The sequence below is a fragment of the Methanobacterium sp. CWC-01 genome, from assembly GCF_030323845.1.
Taxonomy (GTDB): Archaea; Methanobacteriota; Methanobacteria; order Methanobacteriales; family Methanobacteriaceae; genus Methanobacterium; species Methanobacterium aridiramus.
In genome coordinates, this window is sequence record NZ_CP040735.1 from 1,543,008 (window position 1) to 1,560,817 (window position 17,810).

At 47.8% G+C, this 17,810-nt stretch carries 19 protein-coding genes; 10 read left to right on the forward strand and 9 right to left on the reverse strand.

What is annotated here, in order from left to right; translation table 11 throughout:
* The first annotated feature begins 41 nt into the window (after positions 1-41).
* From FGU46_RS08425 to FGU46_RS08440, 4 genes are all read left to right on the forward strand, one after another.
* Positions 42-1,388, forward strand: coding sequence for a DUF2226 domain-containing protein (locus FGU46_RS08425; RefSeq protein WP_286474039.1), 1,347 nt, complete (start codon positions 42-44; stop codon positions 1,386-1,388).
* Between the two features lie 10 nt (positions 1,389-1,398).
* Positions 1,399-2,181: a cell division ATPase MinD gene (gene minD, locus FGU46_RS08430; protein ID WP_286474042.1), complete on the forward strand. Its 783-nt coding sequence runs from the start codon at positions 1,399-1,401 to the stop codon at positions 2,179-2,181.
* A 24-nt stretch (positions 2,182-2,205) separates the two neighbouring features.
* Positions 2,206-2,994, forward strand: coding sequence for a cell division ATPase MinD (minD, locus tag FGU46_RS08435; RefSeq protein ID WP_286474044.1), 789 nt, complete (start codon positions 2,206-2,208; stop codon positions 2,992-2,994).
* Positions 2,995-3,072: 78 nt separating this feature from the next.
* The gene (locus FGU46_RS08440; RefSeq protein ID WP_286474047.1) at positions 3,073-3,924 is read left to right on the forward strand and encodes a carbohydrate kinase family protein; all 852 of its coding nucleotides are present in this window, start codon (positions 3,073-3,075) and stop codon (positions 3,922-3,924) included.
* 100 nt (positions 3,925-4,024) lie between these two features.
* Here the strand turns inward: FGU46_RS08440 and FGU46_RS08445 are convergent, their stop codons facing one another.
* Positions 4,025-4,780, reverse strand: coding sequence for a TatD family hydrolase (locus tag FGU46_RS08445; protein ID WP_286474049.1), 756 nt, complete (start codon positions 4,778-4,780; stop codon positions 4,025-4,027).
* Positions 4,781-4,924: 144 nt separating this feature from the next.
* On the opposite strand from FGU46_RS08445, the gene FGU46_RS08450 reads away from it, so the two are divergent.
* Positions 4,925-5,329 (forward strand): hypothetical protein, encoded by a 405-nt coding sequence (locus FGU46_RS08450; protein WP_286474055.1) that lies wholly within the window; start codon positions 4,925-4,927, stop codon positions 5,327-5,329.
* 75 nt (positions 5,330-5,404) lie between these two features.
* On the forward strand, positions 5,405-5,560 hold the full coding sequence (locus FGU46_RS08455; protein ID WP_286474057.1) for a hypothetical protein: 156 nt from the start codon (positions 5,405-5,407) through the stop codon (positions 5,558-5,560).
* A gap of 28 nt (positions 5,561-5,588) precedes the next feature.
* Here FGU46_RS08455 and glyS read toward each other — a convergent pair whose 3' ends face one another.
* Genes glyS through tfrB form a run of 5 tightly spaced genes read right to left on the reverse strand, consistent with a single transcriptional unit; the run spans position 5,589 to position 11,336 of the window.
* Entirely contained in the window at positions 5,589-7,322 is a 1,734-nt protein-coding gene (glyS, locus tag FGU46_RS08460; protein ID WP_286474059.1) for a glycine--tRNA ligase, read from the reverse strand.
* Between the two features lie 40 nt (positions 7,323-7,362).
* Complete coding sequence (gene dcd / locus FGU46_RS08465; protein ID WP_286474061.1) at positions 7,363-7,971, reverse strand: dCTP deaminase; 609 nt, start codon at positions 7,969-7,971, stop codon at positions 7,363-7,365.
* Positions 7,959-9,113 (reverse strand): DUF1512 family protein, encoded by a 1,155-nt coding sequence (locus FGU46_RS08470; protein WP_286474063.1) that lies wholly within the window; start codon positions 9,111-9,113, stop codon positions 7,959-7,961. The genes dcd and FGU46_RS08470 overlap by 13 nt, the downstream gene beginning before the upstream one ends.
* 28 nt (positions 9,114-9,141) lie before the next feature.
* On the reverse strand, positions 9,142-9,843 hold the full coding sequence (locus FGU46_RS08475; protein WP_286474065.1) for an RNA methyltransferase: 702 nt from the start codon (positions 9,841-9,843) through the stop codon (positions 9,142-9,144).
* Positions 9,844-9,854: 11 nt separating this feature from the next.
* Positions 9,855-11,336: a fumarate reductase (CoM/CoB) subunit TfrB gene (gene tfrB, locus FGU46_RS08480; protein WP_286474068.1), complete on the reverse strand. Its 1,482-nt coding sequence runs from the start codon at positions 11,334-11,336 to the stop codon at positions 9,855-9,857.
* A gap of 195 nt (positions 11,337-11,531) precedes the next feature.
* On the opposite strand from tfrB, the gene FGU46_RS08485 reads away from it, so the two are divergent.
* The gene (locus tag FGU46_RS08485; protein ID WP_286474070.1) at positions 11,532-12,287 is read left to right on the forward strand and encodes a hypothetical protein; all 756 of its coding nucleotides are present in this window, start codon (positions 11,532-11,534) and stop codon (positions 12,285-12,287) included.
* On the opposite strand, the gene FGU46_RS08490 is transcribed toward FGU46_RS08485, so the two are convergent.
* Positions 12,284-12,835, reverse strand: coding sequence for a M48 family metallopeptidase (locus FGU46_RS08490; RefSeq protein ID WP_286474074.1), 552 nt, complete (start codon positions 12,833-12,835; stop codon positions 12,284-12,286). The two genes, FGU46_RS08485 and FGU46_RS08490, sit on opposite strands and share 4 nt — an antisense overlap.
* A gap of 236 nt (positions 12,836-13,071) precedes the next feature.
* Here FGU46_RS08490 and iorA point away from each other — a divergent pair, with 236 nt between their 5' ends.
* The 3 genes from iorA to FGU46_RS08505 all read left to right on the forward strand — a co-directional run bounded on the left by iorA (position 13,072) and on the right by FGU46_RS08505 (position 15,999).
* On the forward strand, positions 13,072-14,949 hold the full coding sequence (gene iorA, locus FGU46_RS08495; RefSeq protein ID WP_286474076.1) for an indolepyruvate ferredoxin oxidoreductase subunit alpha: 1,878 nt from the start codon (positions 13,072-13,074) through the stop codon (positions 14,947-14,949).
* Positions 14,946-15,533, forward strand: a complete 588-nt coding sequence (locus tag FGU46_RS08500) for an indolepyruvate oxidoreductase subunit beta (protein WP_286474079.1) — start codon at positions 14,946-14,948, stop codon at positions 15,531-15,533. The genes iorA and FGU46_RS08500 overlap by 4 nt, the downstream gene beginning before the upstream one ends.
* Positions 15,534-15,597: 64 nt before the next feature.
* Entirely contained in the window at positions 15,598-15,999 is a 402-nt protein-coding gene (locus tag FGU46_RS08505; protein ID WP_286474082.1) for a hypothetical protein, read from the forward strand.
* 64 nt (positions 16,000-16,063) lie between these two features.
* Here the strand turns inward: FGU46_RS08505 and FGU46_RS08510 are convergent, their stop codons facing one another.
* On the reverse strand, positions 16,064-16,492 hold the full coding sequence (locus FGU46_RS08510; protein ID WP_286474084.1) for an ACT domain-containing protein: 429 nt from the start codon (positions 16,490-16,492) through the stop codon (positions 16,064-16,066).
* A gap of 12 nt (positions 16,493-16,504) precedes the next feature.
* The gene (locus FGU46_RS08515) at positions 16,505-17,809 is read right to left on the reverse strand and encodes a phenylacetate--CoA ligase family protein (protein ID WP_286474087.1); all 1,305 of its coding nucleotides are present in this window, start codon (positions 17,807-17,809) and stop codon (positions 16,505-16,507) included.
* Position 17,810: the final 1 nt, after the last annotated feature.

Here is a 17,810-nt window from a genome sequence, read left to right on the forward strand (position 1 = left end):
ACAACCGCAAGACCCGTACTTAAATTAAGGAGAGTAGAACTATGGACATGCCCATTACCAAACCATCTATGGTGGCCTATGCTGACCAGCTGGAATTTTCCCAGCTTTTACAGGAACTATCACAGACTAAAAAGAATGGCTTTATAAGGGTAACATCCGGATCTGAAGATGGATATCTGCTATTTAAGGACGGAGAACAGGTTGCTGCTTCTTATGATAACCTATCCAAATTAGAGGCTATTGAAAAAATAAAACTGGCCATGGAAGACTATAAAACTCTGGTGGAGGTTTTCGACATTCGACCATCCCAGGTTTCATATCTGATGGACCTGAACAAGCCCTATCTCCTGGAAAAGGTTCCAGATATTGAGGAAGTATTGGGAGAGCTCAAAAAGGATAAAAATGAACCGGCAAAAGAAGAAGCTTCAAAAGAATCAGAAGAACCTTCTCTGGAAACGGGATCTGAAGATGAACGTCCCATAACCCCTGAAACTGAGGAAGCATCGGAGAATAATCCGGTCCCGGAATCTTCAGAGGGCCCATCGGCTGAAGAATCCCCGGCTGTGGAATCTGCTGAAAAGGCAGTAACGGCTGAAACATCCTCGGAAGCCCTAAACGAAGAAGTAGCTGTGGAGGATGAAACAACTTCTTCTGATATAGGAAACAAAATAGGAGAGGAATCCCCGGTCTCTCCCAGCAACTCCACAACCACTCCCCCGGCGGAGAGCACTTCCAACCCCATGGAAACATCACCAGAAACACCTGTTGAATCATTATCGGAGGAGCTAACCGAAAATTCCACCCCCAGCACTGAAATTTCTCAACCCGAAATGGAGAAAGATGCTAAAACCGATCCAGAAGATACTAACCTATCAGAAACTTCAGATATGGATGATTCTGGCACTGATTCCATGGATAAAGCTCAGCCTGGCGAAACAACAGTGAAAGGATTTTCAGAAACGGAAAATGAGGAACCAATGGATCGTTCCGAGCTGTTGAAGAAATACGGTATCAAGGACATTGACGAGGAAGATGTGGAAAAAGTCCTGGAGTCCTATACTGGTGGTTATCTCTCGGATAACGATGTGGAAAAGGTGGAACTTACCCTGATGAACCGCATTAAAAAATCCATAATGGGATTGCCTAAAGTTAAAGGCACGGAAGTGATGATATTCCTGGATAATGCCGGGAACGACCTTCGGGGTAACATTAATGTGATCATGGAGTACCAGTCCCAGGGATTTTTGTCCCGAATCGTGGGCGGGTCGAAAGAAATTAATAATCTTAAAAGACAAGTAATAGGTATTTGTAATATGGAGATTAGAAAAATATTCCGAGAATATCCAGAAGTGGTGGATAAATTTGAAATTAATGTAGAGATTAGCTAGGAGGTATGTGATGACAAGAGTTATAACTGTGGCTTCGGGTAAGGGAGGAGTAGGAAAAACGACTATTACCGCTAATCTTGGGGTGGCACTGGCTACCTATGGGGAAGAGGTCATTGTCCTGGACGCTGATGTGGCCATGGCTAACCTGGAACTCATACTGGGGATGGAAGGAAAATCTGTCACCCTGCAGGATGTGTTATCTGGAGAAGCAACCATCGACGAAGCTATATATGAAGGCCCTGGAGGCGTGAAGATTGTTCCAGCTGGAATATCATTAGAAGGACTCCGTAAAGTTAAACTGGACCGTTTGGAAGAGGCTCTGGAAGTTTTAATTGAAGATGCAGATATACTCCTAATAGATGCTCCGGCTGGTTTGGAGAAGGATGCTCTGGCCGCTATTGCCGCAGCCCAGGAAATGATCCTGGTTACCACCCCGGAGGTACCATCCATCAGTGATGCCCTGAAGACCAAGATCATCGCCAACAAACTAGGCGTGGAGATCGTGGGAGTGGTTATAAACCGGGAACAGCATGATAAAACCTTCCTAACCATTAGCGAGATCGAAACCATCCTGGAAGTACCGGTTATATCGGTGGTCCCTGAAGACCAGGAAGTGAGCCGAGCCGCAGCATTCGGGGAGCCTCTGGTAATTAAAAATCCTAAATCACCTACCAGCAATGCTATAATGCAGTTAGGTGCTGATCTTATTGGTGAAGAGTACATGCCCATTGAACCTGATAAGAAGGGCGTTATCTCCAAATTAGTGGAAGGATTAATGGGAAGAAGGCGTTAACTAACAGATTAAGTACTGATTAGAATGGCAAGATTCATAGCAGTGGCCTCTGGTAAAGGTGGTGTGGGTAGAACCTCCCTGGCCTTTAACCTGGGAGTGGCACTGAGCCTTTTTGGCGAAGAAGTGGTAATGTTGGATATGGATTTGGTGATGGCCAACATGGACGTCATCACCGGCTTATTAAATCCCGAAGTTACCCTTCACGACGTTTTAGTCAGAGACAAATCCATTGAAGACTGTGTATACGAAATGAACTATGGTATCAGGGTGGTTCCCACCGGGATGCACTTTGAAACCCTAAAAAATATAAACACCAACTACATCTCCTGGAACAAGATCATCAACGAGATTGCCGATTATGGAAACATCTTCGTGCTGGACTTACCGGCCGGAATAGATTCTAACATCTTAGAAGCCCTTCCCGCTGATTCAGAAATAATTCTGGTAACCAATTCTACCATGCCCTCCGTGGCGGATGCATTAAAGTTGCGCATACTGTTAAATGAATTGAATCTTGATATTCTGGGCTTCGTACTGAACATGTGGTACGAGGACAATTTCTTGCTCTCCCCCCAGGAGATTGAATCCCTCTTAGAAATTCCCATGATCTCCATCATACCCTACGACCGGGAGATGGACCGGGCCCTGGCCCTGGGACGTTCTGTGGTGGAGATAAACAGTTCCTCCCCCACCAGCAACTCCATAATGCAACTGGCTGCTGATATCCTGGGTAAAGAATACCGGCCAGTGGAGCCCGATAAACGCAGCATCCTAACCCGTATCAAGAAATTTGTGGGTATGCTGCCAGAATAACAAGGTCCGGATTACTTTAAACCCTATTCTTTCCTTAATTTCTTCCAATTCTCATTCTACTCAAATCCGGAGTTTATCATGTACAAAGGCGTGGATGTGGCGGTATTAGGAACCTGTAACCTGGACTTCATCAGCAGAGTTTCCAGATTTGCTGGAGCCGATGAAGAAGTAAACATGGACCATTTACACCAGTCTGTGGGAGGATCCGCTGCAAACGCGGCCTTAACCCTTTCTGAGATGGGAATCAAAACTGGGATAATGACCCGGGTGGGAGAGGATTACGGTGGCAACCTCATCCGCCAGGCATTGGATGATGCAGGAATCGGTACCGAAAGAATCATATCATTGGATAAGCCCACCGGGATGACCTTCATTGCCGTGGATGATCAGGGAGAAAGATCCATCTACGTCCACATGGGGGCCAATGCCCATTTCCAACTTATAGACGAGGATAGGGCTTACATTGAGGATGCGAAGGTCTTGCATTTAACTGGAATGTACCTGGAAGTGGTGGAGGAAGCTTCCCAACACGCCAAAATATTATCCTTTAATCCTGGAATGTTACTATCCTCATTTGGACTCCCAGAACTAAAAAATACCTTAATGAGGGCTGATATACTGTTTTTGAACCAGAAGGAGGCGGGAATACTCACCGGATTGGAACCTTCTGCCGGAGCAGAATACCTGGTTGAAATGGGCGTACCTCGGGTAATTCTTACCAAGGGCCGGGAGGGAGCCACCCTCTATACCCCTGATGAGATAATAGTTTCTCCGGCAGTGGAATCCAAGGTTACCGACACCACCGGTGCCGGAGACACTTTCGCCGCCGCCTTTCTAGCCAGTCACCTGCAGGGTAAGGATGGACGGGACTGTTTAAACGAGGCCAATCTAGTCGCATCCCGGCAGGTGAGAAAGTGGGGCGGATTCTAGACGTAATTAGCTAGGGTTGGAGAAAAACAAAATCTTTCTAACTCTAAACCCCTCCTTTATACCTCATCCTTTACTCTACCCGGTGTGGAATTTAGATCCCTTAGATTCCGTAGAAGACAGCAGCGTTCCGGTGAGAAACCATTTCCATTTCTTCATTTCCCAGACCGGCCAATTTCATCTGGTGCACAGTCTTGGGCACTGATAACGGATCCGAAGGTGAAGAACTCATATCACTGTCCAGGACAAATCCTTCACAACCATATTCTTCCAGAAGCTCCACTGCCTCCAGGGGGCTTACCTTCAGGGGTTGCACGGTTAATCCCATCAAACCCCCGAATTCCAGGGCCAGGTCAATGATGGAGGTATCCACATGGTCCAGTTGTACCCGGGTGGGGTCAATATTTTCAGCTATGATAGATAGGGTCCTTTCGGTGACTTCCCGTTTGTTACGCCGGGGAGTGTGCACCACCACTTTCATACTAAGTTCATCGGCCAGTTGTAGTTGATCTTTGAAGATGGCTTCCTCTTCATCCCTTACTGTCTCCAGTCCCACCTCCCCCAGGGCCACCACCCTTTCATCTTCCAGGAGGATAGGCAACTCTGCCAGAACCAAATCCACATCGGGACATATACTCCGGGGATGTACCCCCAGGGCCACGAAAAGTTCAATTCCATTAGCCGCAGCCCTCTCCCGGTCGTTGTTTAATATACGATGGAAATGGTCCAGTACCACCGCGGAGTTACTCATACGCAGGGGATCATGGGCCAGAGTAACTGCCGATTCAATTCCGGCCACCGCCATTTTCTCGAAATCCTCGTAGGGCCGGCAATCAGCATGGATATGTGCGTCGATCATTTGAAATCACCAAATCTACTTCTCATCAATTAAAGATTTATATTTTGGTTAGCGAGTTATGATCAGGAATTCGAAGGGGAATTATCACCAAAAAAAAATCATTCTTAGCTTCAAGGTCTTGTAAGAGAGAAGGGGGAGAAAGCCATGGATGTTAAATTAATGCCTATAAATGAAATTTCAGCTGGATTAAATGATTTTGAGTTTATTGAGACCAAAAATACCCAAATCCCGATTATGGGCCGGATTATAATTGGCAGCAGTCCCGGTGACCCGGCAAATCCCCGCTGGAAAACCGTAGTGCTGGAGATCGGCCTGGAAAAAAATGATGGTGCCAGAGATTACCAGTGGTACTGGGAAATCAGTATCCGGGATAGTTACACCACTGAATTTGTTTCTAGAAAACATAACACGGGATACATTGCCAAATATATGCCCAGTTGTGTGGGATGTTCCTGCCGACCCATGGAACTTAAGGGGGATGTCTTAGGAGACTTTTCCCAGGAGATCATAGCGGATATCACCACCCATTTCGATGTGGATGGCCACTAAAATTATGGTTTTTTAATGGATTTTTCAAAAAATTTTAACTGAATATTCCACATAATAATAAAGGGGTGTGTAGTTATGGATGTAGAAGAAATGGCCAAGAAGGCCTCCATGAAGGAATTGAAGGAAATCGCCAAAAAACATGATATTAAGCTGGGTCGATGTCCCACCAAGCTAAAAATAGCCCAGTTAATCCCTAAAGAGGAACTGGAAGAACTGGTTAGTAAAAAATAATATTAAAAAAGAAATAACTTAAGACGGCTTATTTCCCGGTCTCAAGTTCCCTTAATTCTTTTTTTCCAGATATTAGAAGCTTTAGAGTCTGGGGAAGGTCTTGGATAGATGCCCGAACCTGTTTCTGACTGTCCCTTTCACGGATAGTCACCGTATCATCCTCCAGGCTCTGATGGTCTACTGTAACTGCGAATGGGACTCCTATCTCATCTGAACGAGCATATCGCCGGCCGATTGTTCCGGAGGTGTCTTTTTCGCATATGATGCCCTCTTTTCTCAGATCACCAAGTATCTGTAGGGTCACTGCAACTAGTTCATCCCGGTTCACCAGGGGGAAGATGTTGACCTCCACCGGAGCCACATCGGCAGGCAGCTTAAAGTAGGTGCGGTCCTCTTCCTGGACGTAACTGTGTAGCAGCACTGAGTAAACGATACGGTCAATACCGTAGGATGGCTCGATGACGTGGGGATAGATCTTTTCTCCCCGGACAGTTTCTTCCACCATCTGGAAGCCTATCAGATCACTGGTAATCTGGTATTTATTCCCCTGCAACTCTAGCTGGAACACCCCTTCCTCTTCAAGGGCTTTTTTAATGGCCTCGGAGTCAATTTCTTCCAATGCTTTCAGGATCATAGGGGCATCTCCCTTGAAGAGCGGCCCGAATTTTCCCATGTTGGCCTTAACGGTCAGCTTCTTCACAATCTGGGGTTCCGGGTATTCCAGGAAAACCCGCAGGTCTTCTTTGCTGTAGTCGCTGTGGGACTTCAAATCGAAGTCGGTCCGATCCGCTATTCCTATAACCTCGATCCAGCCATAACGGTCTGTGTAGACCTCCACATCCCAGCAGTCAATGGCATAATGGGCCATCTCCGTGGACATGTGTTGCCGGAACCTTAAAACATCTTCGGAAAGTCCCAGTTCCATTAAAAAGCTGCGTGCCAGACTTAACTGGTAGGTTAACAGTTCACTGGCCACTATATTCTCATCCACAGCCTTCCTGGCGGTTATCTGGATGGGTTCATCCCCTGCTTCCTGGCAACTGGCCGGATACAGGGTGAGGAGTTCTTCGGCCACCCTGGAAAAGTGGGGATGGCTTTTATCCCGGGGGTCCACGAAGATCTCGGCCTCGGCCTGGGTGAACTCTCGGAGGCGTATCATACCCTGCCGGGGGGAGATCTCGTTACGGTAGGCTTTACCCAGCTGCACCACCCCGAAGGGCAGTTTACCCCGGAAGAACCTTAAAAGTCGCTTGAAGGGTATGAAAATGCCCTGGGCAGTTTCGGGACGCATGTAGCCCGTTTTTTTCCCCTTGGCGCCAATAAGAGTCTGGAACATGAGGTTGTAGCTCCAGACATGGGTGAGGTGTCCGCCGCATTTGGGGCAGCGTATCTTATCTTCCGACAGGATCTCGGTGAGTTCCTGGTTTTCCAGTCCCTCCACTTCTTTCCCAGTGGCCTCTTTAATGACATGATCCGCCCGGTAAACATCCATACAGTCTTTACACTGGGTCATGGCATCGTTAAAGTGATCCACGTGTCCGGAGGCCTTCAGGGACTCTTCGGGCATGATGGTGGGTGATTCGATTTCGTAGAATCCCTCCCGGATCACGTAGTAATCCCTCCACTTGTTCATCACTTTATTTTTTAGGGTGGCACCTAATGGTCCGTAGTCAAAAAATCCAGCTGATCCGGAGTAAATCTCAAATGATGACCACAAAAAACCGCGTTTACGCGCCAGGTTCATTACATCCTCGTTCTTCATAAATATCACTTAAATTGGATATAGATTAAATAGTCTTGAGTTAAATTAGTCGGGACTGCCTCCGGTCCCGGATCTCGTAGTCCTGTTTTATCTTACTGGTAACTGGCTTCTCCTGATCCATGTACTTACTATCCCGGTCAGGATGCCCATAGGGTTTTAAAGAGGGGCTGGTCATGGTTTCAAACACGATCTGACATACCCTCTGGCCACTGTACAGGGCCACCGGCATTTTACCAATGTTGGATATCTCCAGGGTGATCTTACCCCGGAAGCCCGGGTCTATGTAACCGGCCGTAACGTGCATGGTGATGCCCAGCCGCCCCATAGAGGAACGCCCCTCCACCCTGGCAACCAGGTCATCAGGAAGTTCAACGGTCTCGTAGGTAGTGGCCAGGGCGAATTCCCCCGGGTGGATTATGAAGGGACTTCCCTGTTCGATGTGGAATGATTCCATGTAGGACTCCAGATCCGTTGGATCTAGGGGGTCAATACAGGGTTGTCTGATTATTCTGAAGCCTTTAAACTCACTCCCAATACGGAGGTCCACTGAAGAAGGTTGAATCTGTCTATCTGGATCTTCCAGGGGTTCTATGATAATTTTTTTCATTTCCAGGTACTTTCTGATATCCTGATCACTTAGAATCGCCATGCTCTACCCTCTTTAAAGTCTTCGTTTTCTATCTTTTTAATATCTATCTTTCCGGGTTCGGTGATGATGTTGGGCAGACCGGAACTGTTACCCACCCCTACTACCAGGACCTTGGAACCAATTTCGGTGCGGTAAATAGAATCTCTCACCACACAAAGTGCCTTTTTCGATGCCTTCATGATCTCCTCGTTCATCTGGCTGATGGCCTCTTCTGGGCTCATCTTAACAATGACCGCATCGGTTTCCAGGTCTCCTTTAGCCATGGACTCTTCGATCATCCATTTATCAACACCCGGCCCTCCGATGACCACCCCGATTCCTTCGGCGATGGACCCCGTCTGTTCTCCTTCCAGTTTCACCGCGGCATCCACGGTGATGATCCTCTTCAAACCCTCCTCCTGTATGAGGGCGGTGATGGTGGGTCCCACCTTTCCCACCCTGGCTCCCGGCCCCTTGGCCCGGGCGATGATTACGTGTCTACCATCCATCTCCCGTCGACCCACCATCATTCCATCCCTTTCCTCCAGCTCTACATGTTTTTTCAGTAACATGCCCGCTATTAAGGGCCCCAGACCGTCACCTATGGGTTTACCCTCTGAGAAGGCCATGGTACCCTCAAACTGGGCCTTAACAATCCTCATAATCAGGGGCAAACTCATCTGCAGCATGAGGAGTATCTGCAGGTTCCCGGTTTTCTGGGCCAGCACCAGGTTATGCCGGACCATCTTAAATACCCCTTTAAGTCCCAGGGTGGATTTCAGGGTCATTATAATGTTGGATATCCACTCCGGATCTGCCTCAGGGGCTAGTTCCTGGGCCATTCTCTGGAAATGGTCCTCACTGAGATCCAGTATCCTCCGGTACTTCTCCACGATGCCGTTGGGATCCAGATCCACCGGGGGGATCACAAAAAACTCCAAATAATTTTCAACCAGCTCATGGAGATCTTTACTGGGATTCCCCTTCTCCTGGCATAACTTGACCAGCAACTCCTGGCTATCTTTTACCATAGCTTCCAATTCATTGGTGGCCCGGACCACCGAGGAGATGAGTCTCATTCGAACAATGCGGGGTAACATCAAAATGAAAATTATTACTACTATTATTCCTATTATCTCCAGGGGTCCGACATTAAACAGCATCCTACTGACTCCTATTTCAAAAATTGATTTAATCTTTAATCAACATGTCCCTAATCTTACGGAAGACTCCCTTAGTGGTGTGAGCCTCCCGGCCGGTTATGAAAGCCCTCCCCAGTATCCGGCCGAATATGATAAGTGCGTTCTGGTGTTTATGTGGGGGATAATCCAATGCTCCCAGGATCTGGTCCAGAAAACCCACAATATCTTCCCGTTCCTGTCGGGAGGACTCCCTCACCTCTAGCCGGGGATAGGTTTTAACATTCTTGTACAGTTCATAGAATATAACCGCCGCGGCGTGGCTGATGTTCATGATGGGATACTCGTCACTGGTGGGAATGGTTACCACCACGTTACACAGTTCCAGTTCCTGATTACTGAGTCCATCACCCTCCCGGCCGAATATGAGGGCCACCTTAGCATCAGGATCAAGAGATTCTGCCAGTTTTTCTGGAGTGATGGCAATCCGGGATACATTATAACTGCCTCCTGCTGCTCCAGTGGTGCCCACCGCAAAATCAACTTGTTCCTCATCCAGGAACTGTTCCAGGGAATGGTGGGTAACACTATCCTGGAGCACATCCTGGGCATGCATGGCATGGTAATGGGCTTCTTCCCCTAATTCGCCGGGTTTGATGAGAACCAGGCGGTGTAGGCCGAAATTCTTCATGACCCGGGCCATGAAACCCACGTTACCCGGGGCTTCCGGCTCCACGAACACCACGTAGATCATTTAGCTGCCTCCTAGTTCTGGTAGGCCATCTGGAGGAGTTTGAGGATGTTCATAACCTCTACTTCCACACCCTCCTCTTCCAGGGAGAGGCGCAGGTTGTTCTCGCAGAAGGGGCAGATGGTGATGACTGCATCCACATCCAGCTCCTTGATCATCTCTACCTTATGTTTAGCCAGAGCTGCGGCAATTTCAGGCTTACCCGCACGTACTCCTCCCCCGGCACCACAGCAACGGTTGGGTTCCTCCATTTCCACGAATTCCACACCTGGAATTTTTCTGAGTATCTCACGGGGTTCTTTACGAATTCCCTGACCACGGGCCAGGTGGCAGGGGTCATGGTAGGTAACTCGCAGGTTCAGGGGCTTCATGTGAGTGGTGTCCATTTTGTCTATTAGAAACTCGCTGATATCCACCACGTTTAATTTAACCCCGTACTGGGGGTAGTCATTTTTGAGGGTGGCTCCACAACCGGCGCAAACGGTGATGATGGTGTCATAGTCCTGGAGTGCTTTGGCATTCTGTTTCACCAGGGTCTCTAAGATGTCAGTCTGTCCCGTGCGTATCATGGGCGAGCCACAGCAGACCTGCCCTTCCGGGATGACGATGTCCACACCATGCTGCTTAAGGACTTCGATAAGGGCAAAACCAATCTCGGGCAGACGATAATCAACCAGACAACCGGTGAAAAAGGCAACCTTTGAGGTATCCTTCCCTGATTTGCCGGAGACTGCCTTAATAAATCCTTCCCCCAGGGGTTCCACGGAACGTCCGGTATTTTTGATGAGTTCATAGACAGAACGGTGTGGTGGAAGGGGCCCCACACCTTCCTGGCAAGCTAATTCCCTTAACTTTTCGATGGCTCCTCCGAAGGTGTTTATCTCCTTGGGACAGACCTCTCCACATTTACCACAGGATGTGCAGCAGTACAGGCCATCTTCCACTCCTTCCCGGGCCCGATCAGCACAATCCCGTGGGTCCAGGGCGAATTTGGAAAGGTAACGCATAAAGTAGGGTCCTGAAAATTCATCGGTTTCCTTGATAACGGGACAGGCCGATAAACAGGAGTAACATTCGATGCAGCTTCTCAGCTTCTTAGAATCTGCCAATTCCTGAGGGTCCAGGATAGCCGGGCATTCCGGTAATTCACAACCCTCCTCCAGATAGAGGGCCATGCTCTTGACTTTCTCCTCTACCTCGCTGCGATCCACCACCAGGTCCTTGATCACCGGGAGGTCCAGTGGTTCTAGCACGTCGCCATCTTTGATTTCCGCTTTACAGGCCAGTACCACTTCCCCGTTAACCTTCAAGGCACAGGAACCACACTGTCCAGCCCGACAGGAGGAACGGTATGCCAGATGAGCGTGGTGCTCATGGTTAATGTAATTCAGGGCATCCAGGACCTTCATCTTATCCTGTTCTTTTACAGAGTAGGTTTCAAAGTAGGGCTCCTCATCTTCCTGCGGGTCGTACCTTAAAACTTTGATCTTGATCATCTTAATCTCCAGATAAGTCTAATTTGTTATTTTTTTAAAATTCCCTTTGGGAAATAATTAGTTAATGTCACTAAAATAAAAGCTAATTAAATATTGCACCTCACCCATATAAATACAAGATTACAGGCCGGTGAATATCATAAAAATCCCGGTTTTTAGAGTGTTAAAACTTAAAAAACATTTTATGGTGATTGTTTGGATTACTTCCAAGTTTCTTCTCGTCTGGAAAAATATTTGAGGGTGATAGAAGAGGAAACTGGACTGCCGGTCAAGATTCTGCAGAGTCCTGATCTGGGCATCACCGGGGCCAGGGCGGCCTTCAACTACCACCCTGATTATACTGTAGTGGTTTTGAACTCCTCGCAACCACGTTTGAGTGAGGATTTGGAACGCTCTGTGGCCCATGAAGCTACCCATGGTTACATTCTGCATAAATTGGGATATTGCCGGGCGGTTTTCACCGAAAAGGCCAGTGAAGATGTTAAAAAGAAGGCTAACGTTTTATTTTCCATAGTAGAGGATCTGGCAGTGAACCGTATAATCCAGGAGAATGGTTTTCCCCCCTTTGGCTCCGAGTACCTCCCCATGTTAAAAAAGGAGATAGAAGTGGCTAAAGCCGGCGAAACTGAGGGGGAGAAGTTTTACAGCCAGTTCACATCAGATCTGGAGTTTGAGGACATCATCATGGTCTCCCGATATATCCTGGCCTGGGGCTTTTTAAGATACTATCCCCTGGCCCCAGAAATACGCGTTATCCTGCAGAAGTTCCTGGAAGTCTACTCTAAAGCCTATCCACACCACTATCCCCATGCCGCCCAGGTAAAGGAGATAATACTCCAGAATGATGTTTTCACCGCCCAGGGCGAGTGCCGGGCCATGCAGAAAATCATGAAGTTATGGGGATTTGCCGGGATGGTTAAACCGGTAAGTACCAGAGACGTCCGTTTCTAGAGATCCTTCACCCGCAGCCAGTAGAGGGCCAGTTCATGTTCCCAATCTTCATAGTCCGGAAACTCCTGGGCTATGATGTTCCAGAAGTTTTTATCATGTTTACGCTCCACCAGATGGGCCAGTTCATGGAAGACCACGTACTCTATGAGTTCGGTGGGAAGGTACTGGAGATGGGTGTTTATGCTGATGTTTCCCTCGGCACTGCAACTTCCCCAACGGGATTTCATCCGACGAAAACGAACCTTATTCACCTTCAATCCCATTTCTTTTAACTTCTTTTCCATATAGGGAATTACCAGGCCTTGAAATTCTTCAAAAGAACGATTATGATGAATTGACCTCTTTTGAGCCTCTTCCAGTTGCTTTTCCCGCAGGGATAACCTTTTAAGGATCCATCCCTGATTCTTACGAATGATATCCTCATGATTAATGGCTCCATCCGGCATTATAAGTCGCAAAGCACCATTTTTAATCTCCAAACGTGCATATTTGACCTTACGGTAGATAAGCTCATATTCCAGGTCAGGATTCTCTATTTTAATCTTCATCTAAATACCTATATTTCCGGGAAATCTCAATAACATCTAATAAGAAGATGTACAGGTACCTATAATCCCCTTCTCATCTAACTAACTTCCCTTATGCTTCACCTACCTTATAATGCTAAACCTAATATGCAGTGGACACCTATTCTAGTTGTTAGACAAATTTCTATGGAATGGACATCTAACAAGATCTAGTACCATCTGACTTTAAATCACTATTTTACAATTAGGAGATTGTTATGAACTTAAAGGATATTCTGAATGGAAAAGAAAATGATTTACTCTTCCTACTGGGAAACGAAGCCGCGGTACGTGGAGCAATAGAAGCCGGCGTCCGGGTGGCGGCCACCTATCCCGGCACCCCCTCTTCAGAGATTGGGGATGTTTTACACCTCCTGGCCCGGGATGCAGGTATATACTTCGAATTCTCCATTAACGAGAAGGTGGCTTTGGAGGTGGCTGCTGCTGCCGCTGCTTCGGGGGTCCGTTCATTCACTTTCATGAAGCATGTGGGTCTGAATGTAGCTTCTGACTCTTTCATGAGCGCGGTTTACACAGGGGTCCGGGCAGGTATGGTGATCCTAACCGCCGATGATCCTTCCATGTTCTCCTCTCAGAATGAGCAGGATAACCGACACTACGCCCGGCTGGCCAATCTCCCCCTGCTAGAGCCTTCCAATCCCCAGGAAGTTAAAGACTTCATATTAGAGGCCTATCAGATATCAGAGGCCTTCCAGTTACCGGTGTTGGTACGTACCACCACCCGGGTCTCTCATATGAGGGGGATTGTGAAGCTGGGTCCCGTTGAGCAAAAACCGGAGAAGGGCTTCTTCAAGAAGGATCCGGAACGATTCGTACCGGTACCAGCTACAGCCAGAATCATGCACCGTAGACTGGTGGAGAAGATGGAACGAATAAGCCTGATTATGGAAGATTCTGCCTTGAATGTGGAATATTCTCAGAACGGTAATCTGGGCATTATAACTGGAGGCAGTGCCTACAACTACTGCCGGGATGTGGTGGAAGAAGACCAGTTGCCGGTGAACATTCTTAAAATAGGCTTCTCATATCCCTTTCCCGAAAATAAGGTTGTTAAATTCCTTCAAGGTGTGGATAGTGTGCTGGTGGCCGAGGAAGTGGATCCCATTATGGAAAAGGAAATCCTGGCCATCAAAGGCAAATATGGGCTGAAAGTGATAGTTAACGGAAAATTAGATGCCTCGATGCCAATGATCTATGAATACACGCCGGATATCGTACGTGAAGCAATCTACAATGTTTTAGGACTTAAAAAAGAAAAGATGATGATTCAGGAAAGTAACAAACCACTTCCTAACCGCCCTCCCACTCTGTGCCCTGGTTGTCCCCACCGGGCCGCCTATTATGCGGTGAGTAAGGCATCCGAGAATCTGGAACTAGCTGATGTGATACATCCCACCGATATTGGCTGCTACACCCTGGGAGTTGAAGCTCCCTACCAGTCTGCTGATTACCTGCTGTCCATGGGCTCATCCATCGGAACCAGCTGCGGGTTCTCCAAGGCCACCTCCCAACCGGTGGTGAGTTTCATAGGAGACTCAACCTTCTTCCACGCAGGAATACCGCCCCTGGTCAACGCGGTTCATAATAAAAACCGATTCTTACTGGTTATCCTGGACAACCGTACCACGGCCATGACCGGTGGCCAGCCCCACCCGGGACTACCCGTGGATGGAATAGGAAATGAGGCCCCGGAGATATCCATCCCAGCCCTGGTGCAGGCGGCGGGGGTGGAGTTCATGCGCACCATCAACCCCCTGAACATTAAAAAATCGATTCAAATATTCCAGGAAGCCCTGGAACACAACGGAGTGGCAGTGGTAATCTCCAAACATCCCTGTGTACTTCTTAAAACTAGAACGCAAAGGGGAACCACCCGTCTGGTGGTGGAAGCCCAGAAATGTGATGACTGTGGAGAGTGCCTTTCCACCCTGGCTTGCCCGGCCCTGTACCAGGGTGATGGCCAGGTGGAGATAGACCCTCAACTGTGCCAGAAATGCAATGTATGCGTGCAAATTTGTCCCCAGGGGGCTATAAAGGGAAAAAGGATAGATACTAACCAGGAGGAAAAACCATGAAGGCTTACAGTATCTACATCTCCGGTGTTGGGGGTCAGGGGATTATTAAAACCTCGGTGGTAATCGGGGAGGCGGCCATGAAAACCGGCCAGGTGGTGGTGATGAGTGAAATACATGGAATGGCCCAGAGGGGGGGTGGAGTATCCACCGAACTCAAGATAGGCCACGCTCACAGCTCCATCATAGCCGATGGAACTGCAGACCTGCTTTTGGCCTTCGAACCATTGGAGGCACTCCGGGCTCTTCCCAAGATCAGCAAGAACACCCGGGTGGTTATGAACACCTCCAGGATTCTCCCCTTCAATATTCAGGGCAGTGAACTTCCATATCCTCCATTGGAAGATATACTGGAGGAAATGTGTTCCAAATCCCAGGAAGTTAAAGCCCTGGATGCCGTGAAAGTGGCCACCCAGGCCGGACACATCCTGGCCATGAACATGGTTATGCTGGGCGCAGCATTAACCGTACCAGGATTTCCCCTGGATAAAAAAACCCTGATGGAATCCATGAAGGCTAACCTTCCGGAGAGGACTGTTCCCATCAATACCCGGGCCTTTGAGCAAGGTTTTGGAACCTTCAGTTAAATTTTTTTTAAGTTCATCAACTAAATTACTAAAAAAGAAGAAGGATTTAATAGGAGATCGAAACATGGACAACAAAGTAATGGCCCTGATTTTAATAGTGGTGGTGGTAGTGGTGGCTGGTGCCGCATACTACCTGGGGACTCAGCAGTCAACACCCCCTGCAAATAACACGACCAATCAAACTAATACCAATGCCACCCCCATTCACAACGGCACCAATCAAGCCACTAATGATACCCCAAAAGTTAATATAACCGCTCAACAGGCTCAACAGATAGCCATCGATGCTTCTGCAGATCTGGGCTTCCCTGCCAAAGCTCATGGCACTCCAGTGCTATTCAAATGGACCCAGAATCATCTTCATACCTGGGCCTGGGATGTTCCACTGGAATTTGAATCTGGAGCTACCAAATACGGCTCTTTCTATGTGGATGCCTATACCGGTGAGATAATCATGAATGAATAGGAAAAAATTTATTTTTTCTTCTTCTCTTTTAATAAAAAATGTATTAGAAAAATATATTGGAGATCTAAAGATTGTAAATCTCCTGAGCAGAGATCAGATCCGCTCCACCACTTTCCAGGGCTTTTATACCGGCATTAATGTTTTCCGGGTGTAAAAGGACAATGGCCATATTCTCCTTGGCCACGAAGGCGTAGAGGTAGGAAAGATTTATATCGTTCTCATCCAGGATTCCCAGGATCTTACCCAAACTTCCCGGTTCGTCCACCATTCTAACGGCAATGACCTCCCCGGTTTTAACTATGAAATCATTATTTTCCAGTAAATTTTTAGTTTTCCCTGGTTCAGGGACGATAAGTCTTAAAATACCAAAATCAGAGGTATCTGCCAGTGAAAGTGCTCTGATACTCACTTTGCCCTTTTCCAGAACATCAAGTGCTTTTCGCATTCGTCCTTTCCTGTTCTCCAAAAATATGGATAGTTGTTTTATTTTCAACCTGATTCCCCCTTAATTATCAAATTTCCTCTTATCAAAAACCCTAACTGCCTTTCCTTCACTTCTGGGAATTGTTTTGGGTTCTACCAGGGTTACATTAACCCGTAAACCTACTTCATCGTGAATATAATTCTCAATTTTCTTCTTGGTGCCTACCAGCTCCTTAACCTCGTCTGAAAAGAGTTCAGGAGAGGCTTCTACCTTTACCTCCATCTCGTCCAGGTGCTGAGGCCGGGTTACGATGATCTGGTAGTGTGGTTCTATGCCATCGATCTTGAGGAGGGCCTTCTCCACCTGGGAGGGGAACACCGCCACTCCCCTCACTTTAAGCATGTCATCGGTACGGCCGGTGATACGGTCCATCTTAACCAGAGTACGGCCACAGGAACATTTCTTACGGCGTAGTGCGGTTAAATCCTTGGTTCTGAAACGGATTATGGGCATTCCCTCCCGGGTGAGGTTGGTAAGTACCAATTCCCCTGTTTCTCCTTCACTCAGGTTTTCATGGGTCTCGGGATCAATGATCTCCGGATAGAAATGGTCCTCCATGACGTGCAGCCCGTCCTGTTCCGGGCATTCCAGGGCAATTCCCGGTCCCATGATCTCGGTCAGGCCATAAATATTATATGCCGGGGCATGGAAACGGTTCTGCAGTTCCTGCCGCATTCCCTCCGTCCACATCTCAGCCCCAAAACCGATGGCCTTCAGCTTCAAACTCCTGGTATCCAGACCTTCCTCCACGGCCACTTCTGCCAGGTAAAGGCCATAGGAGGGTGTGACAATAACTACGCTGCTCTTAAAGTCCTCCATGATCTCTATCTGCCTTTTGGTCTGACCGGTGCTGATGGGGATTACTGTGCAGCCGATTTTCTGGGCGCCGTAGTGCACTCCAAAACCTCCTGTAAAAAGACCATAACCATGGGTGTTCTGTATTATATCGTCCGGATCTGCTCCGAACATGGTAAGACCACGAGCCATAACCTCCGACCAGGTATCCAGGTCTTTACGGGTATAACCAGATACCACGGGTTTCCCGGTGGTTCCGGAGGAGGTGTGTATCTCCACGATTTCTCGAGGGGGTACGGCAAACATTCCAAAGGGGTAGCTCTCCCTTAAATCTTCTTTGGTGGTGAAGGGGAGTTTTTCAATATCTTTCAGAGTCCTTATATCATCCGGTTTCACTCCGGCCTGATCCAGACGGTTTTTATAGTGAGGCACATTTTCATAGGCTCTTTTGACAACTTCCTGCAGTCTTTTAAGTTGTAGTTCTTCCCTTCTCTCCTGATTCATACATTCTGCTTCTTCATTCCAGATCATT

Bases quoted from the DNA above. Each gene is read 5' to 3' on its own strand.
- FGU46_RS08425 (WP_286474039.1), top strand. From the start codon at position 42: ATGGACATGCCCATTACCAAACCATCTATGGTGGCCTATGCTGACCAG.
- minD (WP_286474042.1), top strand. From the start codon at position 1,399: ATGACAAGAGTTATAACTGTGGCTTCGGGTAAGGGAGGAGTAGGAAAA.
- minD (WP_286474044.1), top strand. From the start codon at position 2,206: ATGGCAAGATTCATAGCAGTGGCCTCTGGTAAAGGTGGTGTGGGTAGA.
- FGU46_RS08440 (WP_286474047.1), top strand. From the start codon at position 3,073: ATGTACAAAGGCGTGGATGTGGCGGTATTAGGAACCTGTAACCTGGAC.
- FGU46_RS08445 (WP_286474049.1), bottom strand. From the start codon at position 4,780: ATGATCGACGCACATATCCATGCTGATTGCCGGCCCTACGAGGATTTC.
- FGU46_RS08450 (WP_286474055.1), top strand. From the start codon at position 4,925: ATGGATGTTAAATTAATGCCTATAAATGAAATTTCAGCTGGATTAAAT.
- FGU46_RS08455 (WP_286474057.1), top strand. From the start codon at position 5,405: ATGGATGTAGAAGAAATGGCCAAGAAGGCCTCCATGAAGGAATTGAAG.
- glyS (WP_286474059.1), bottom strand. From the start codon at position 7,322: ATGAAGAACGAGGATGTAATGAACCTGGCGCGTAAACGCGGTTTTTTG.
- dcd (WP_286474061.1), bottom strand. From the start codon at position 7,971: ATGGCGATTCTAAGTGATCAGGATATCAGAAAGTACCTGGAAATGAAA.
- FGU46_RS08470 (WP_286474063.1), bottom strand. From the start codon at position 9,113: ATGCTGTTTAATGTCGGACCCCTGGAGATAATAGGAATAATAGTAGTA.
- FGU46_RS08475 (WP_286474065.1), bottom strand. From the start codon at position 9,843: ATGATCTACGTGGTGTTCGTGGAGCCGGAAGCCCCGGGTAACGTGGGT.
- tfrB (WP_286474068.1), bottom strand. From the start codon at position 11,336: ATGATCAAGATCAAAGTTTTAAGGTACGACCCGCAGGAAGATGAGGAG.
- FGU46_RS08490 (WP_286474074.1), bottom strand. From the start codon at position 12,835: ATGAAGATTAAAATAGAGAATCCTGACCTGGAATATGAGCTTATCTAC.
- iorA (WP_286474076.1), top strand. From the start codon at position 13,072: ATGAACTTAAAGGATATTCTGAATGGAAAAGAAAATGATTTACTCTTC.
- FGU46_RS08500 (WP_286474079.1), top strand. From the start codon at position 14,946: ATGAAGGCTTACAGTATCTACATCTCCGGTGTTGGGGGTCAGGGGATT.
- FGU46_RS08505 (WP_286474082.1), top strand. From the start codon at position 15,598: ATGGACAACAAAGTAATGGCCCTGATTTTAATAGTGGTGGTGGTAGTG.
- FGU46_RS08515 (WP_286474087.1), bottom strand. From the start codon at position 17,809: ATGATCTGGAATGAAGAAGCAGAATGTATGAATCAGGAGAGAAGGGAA.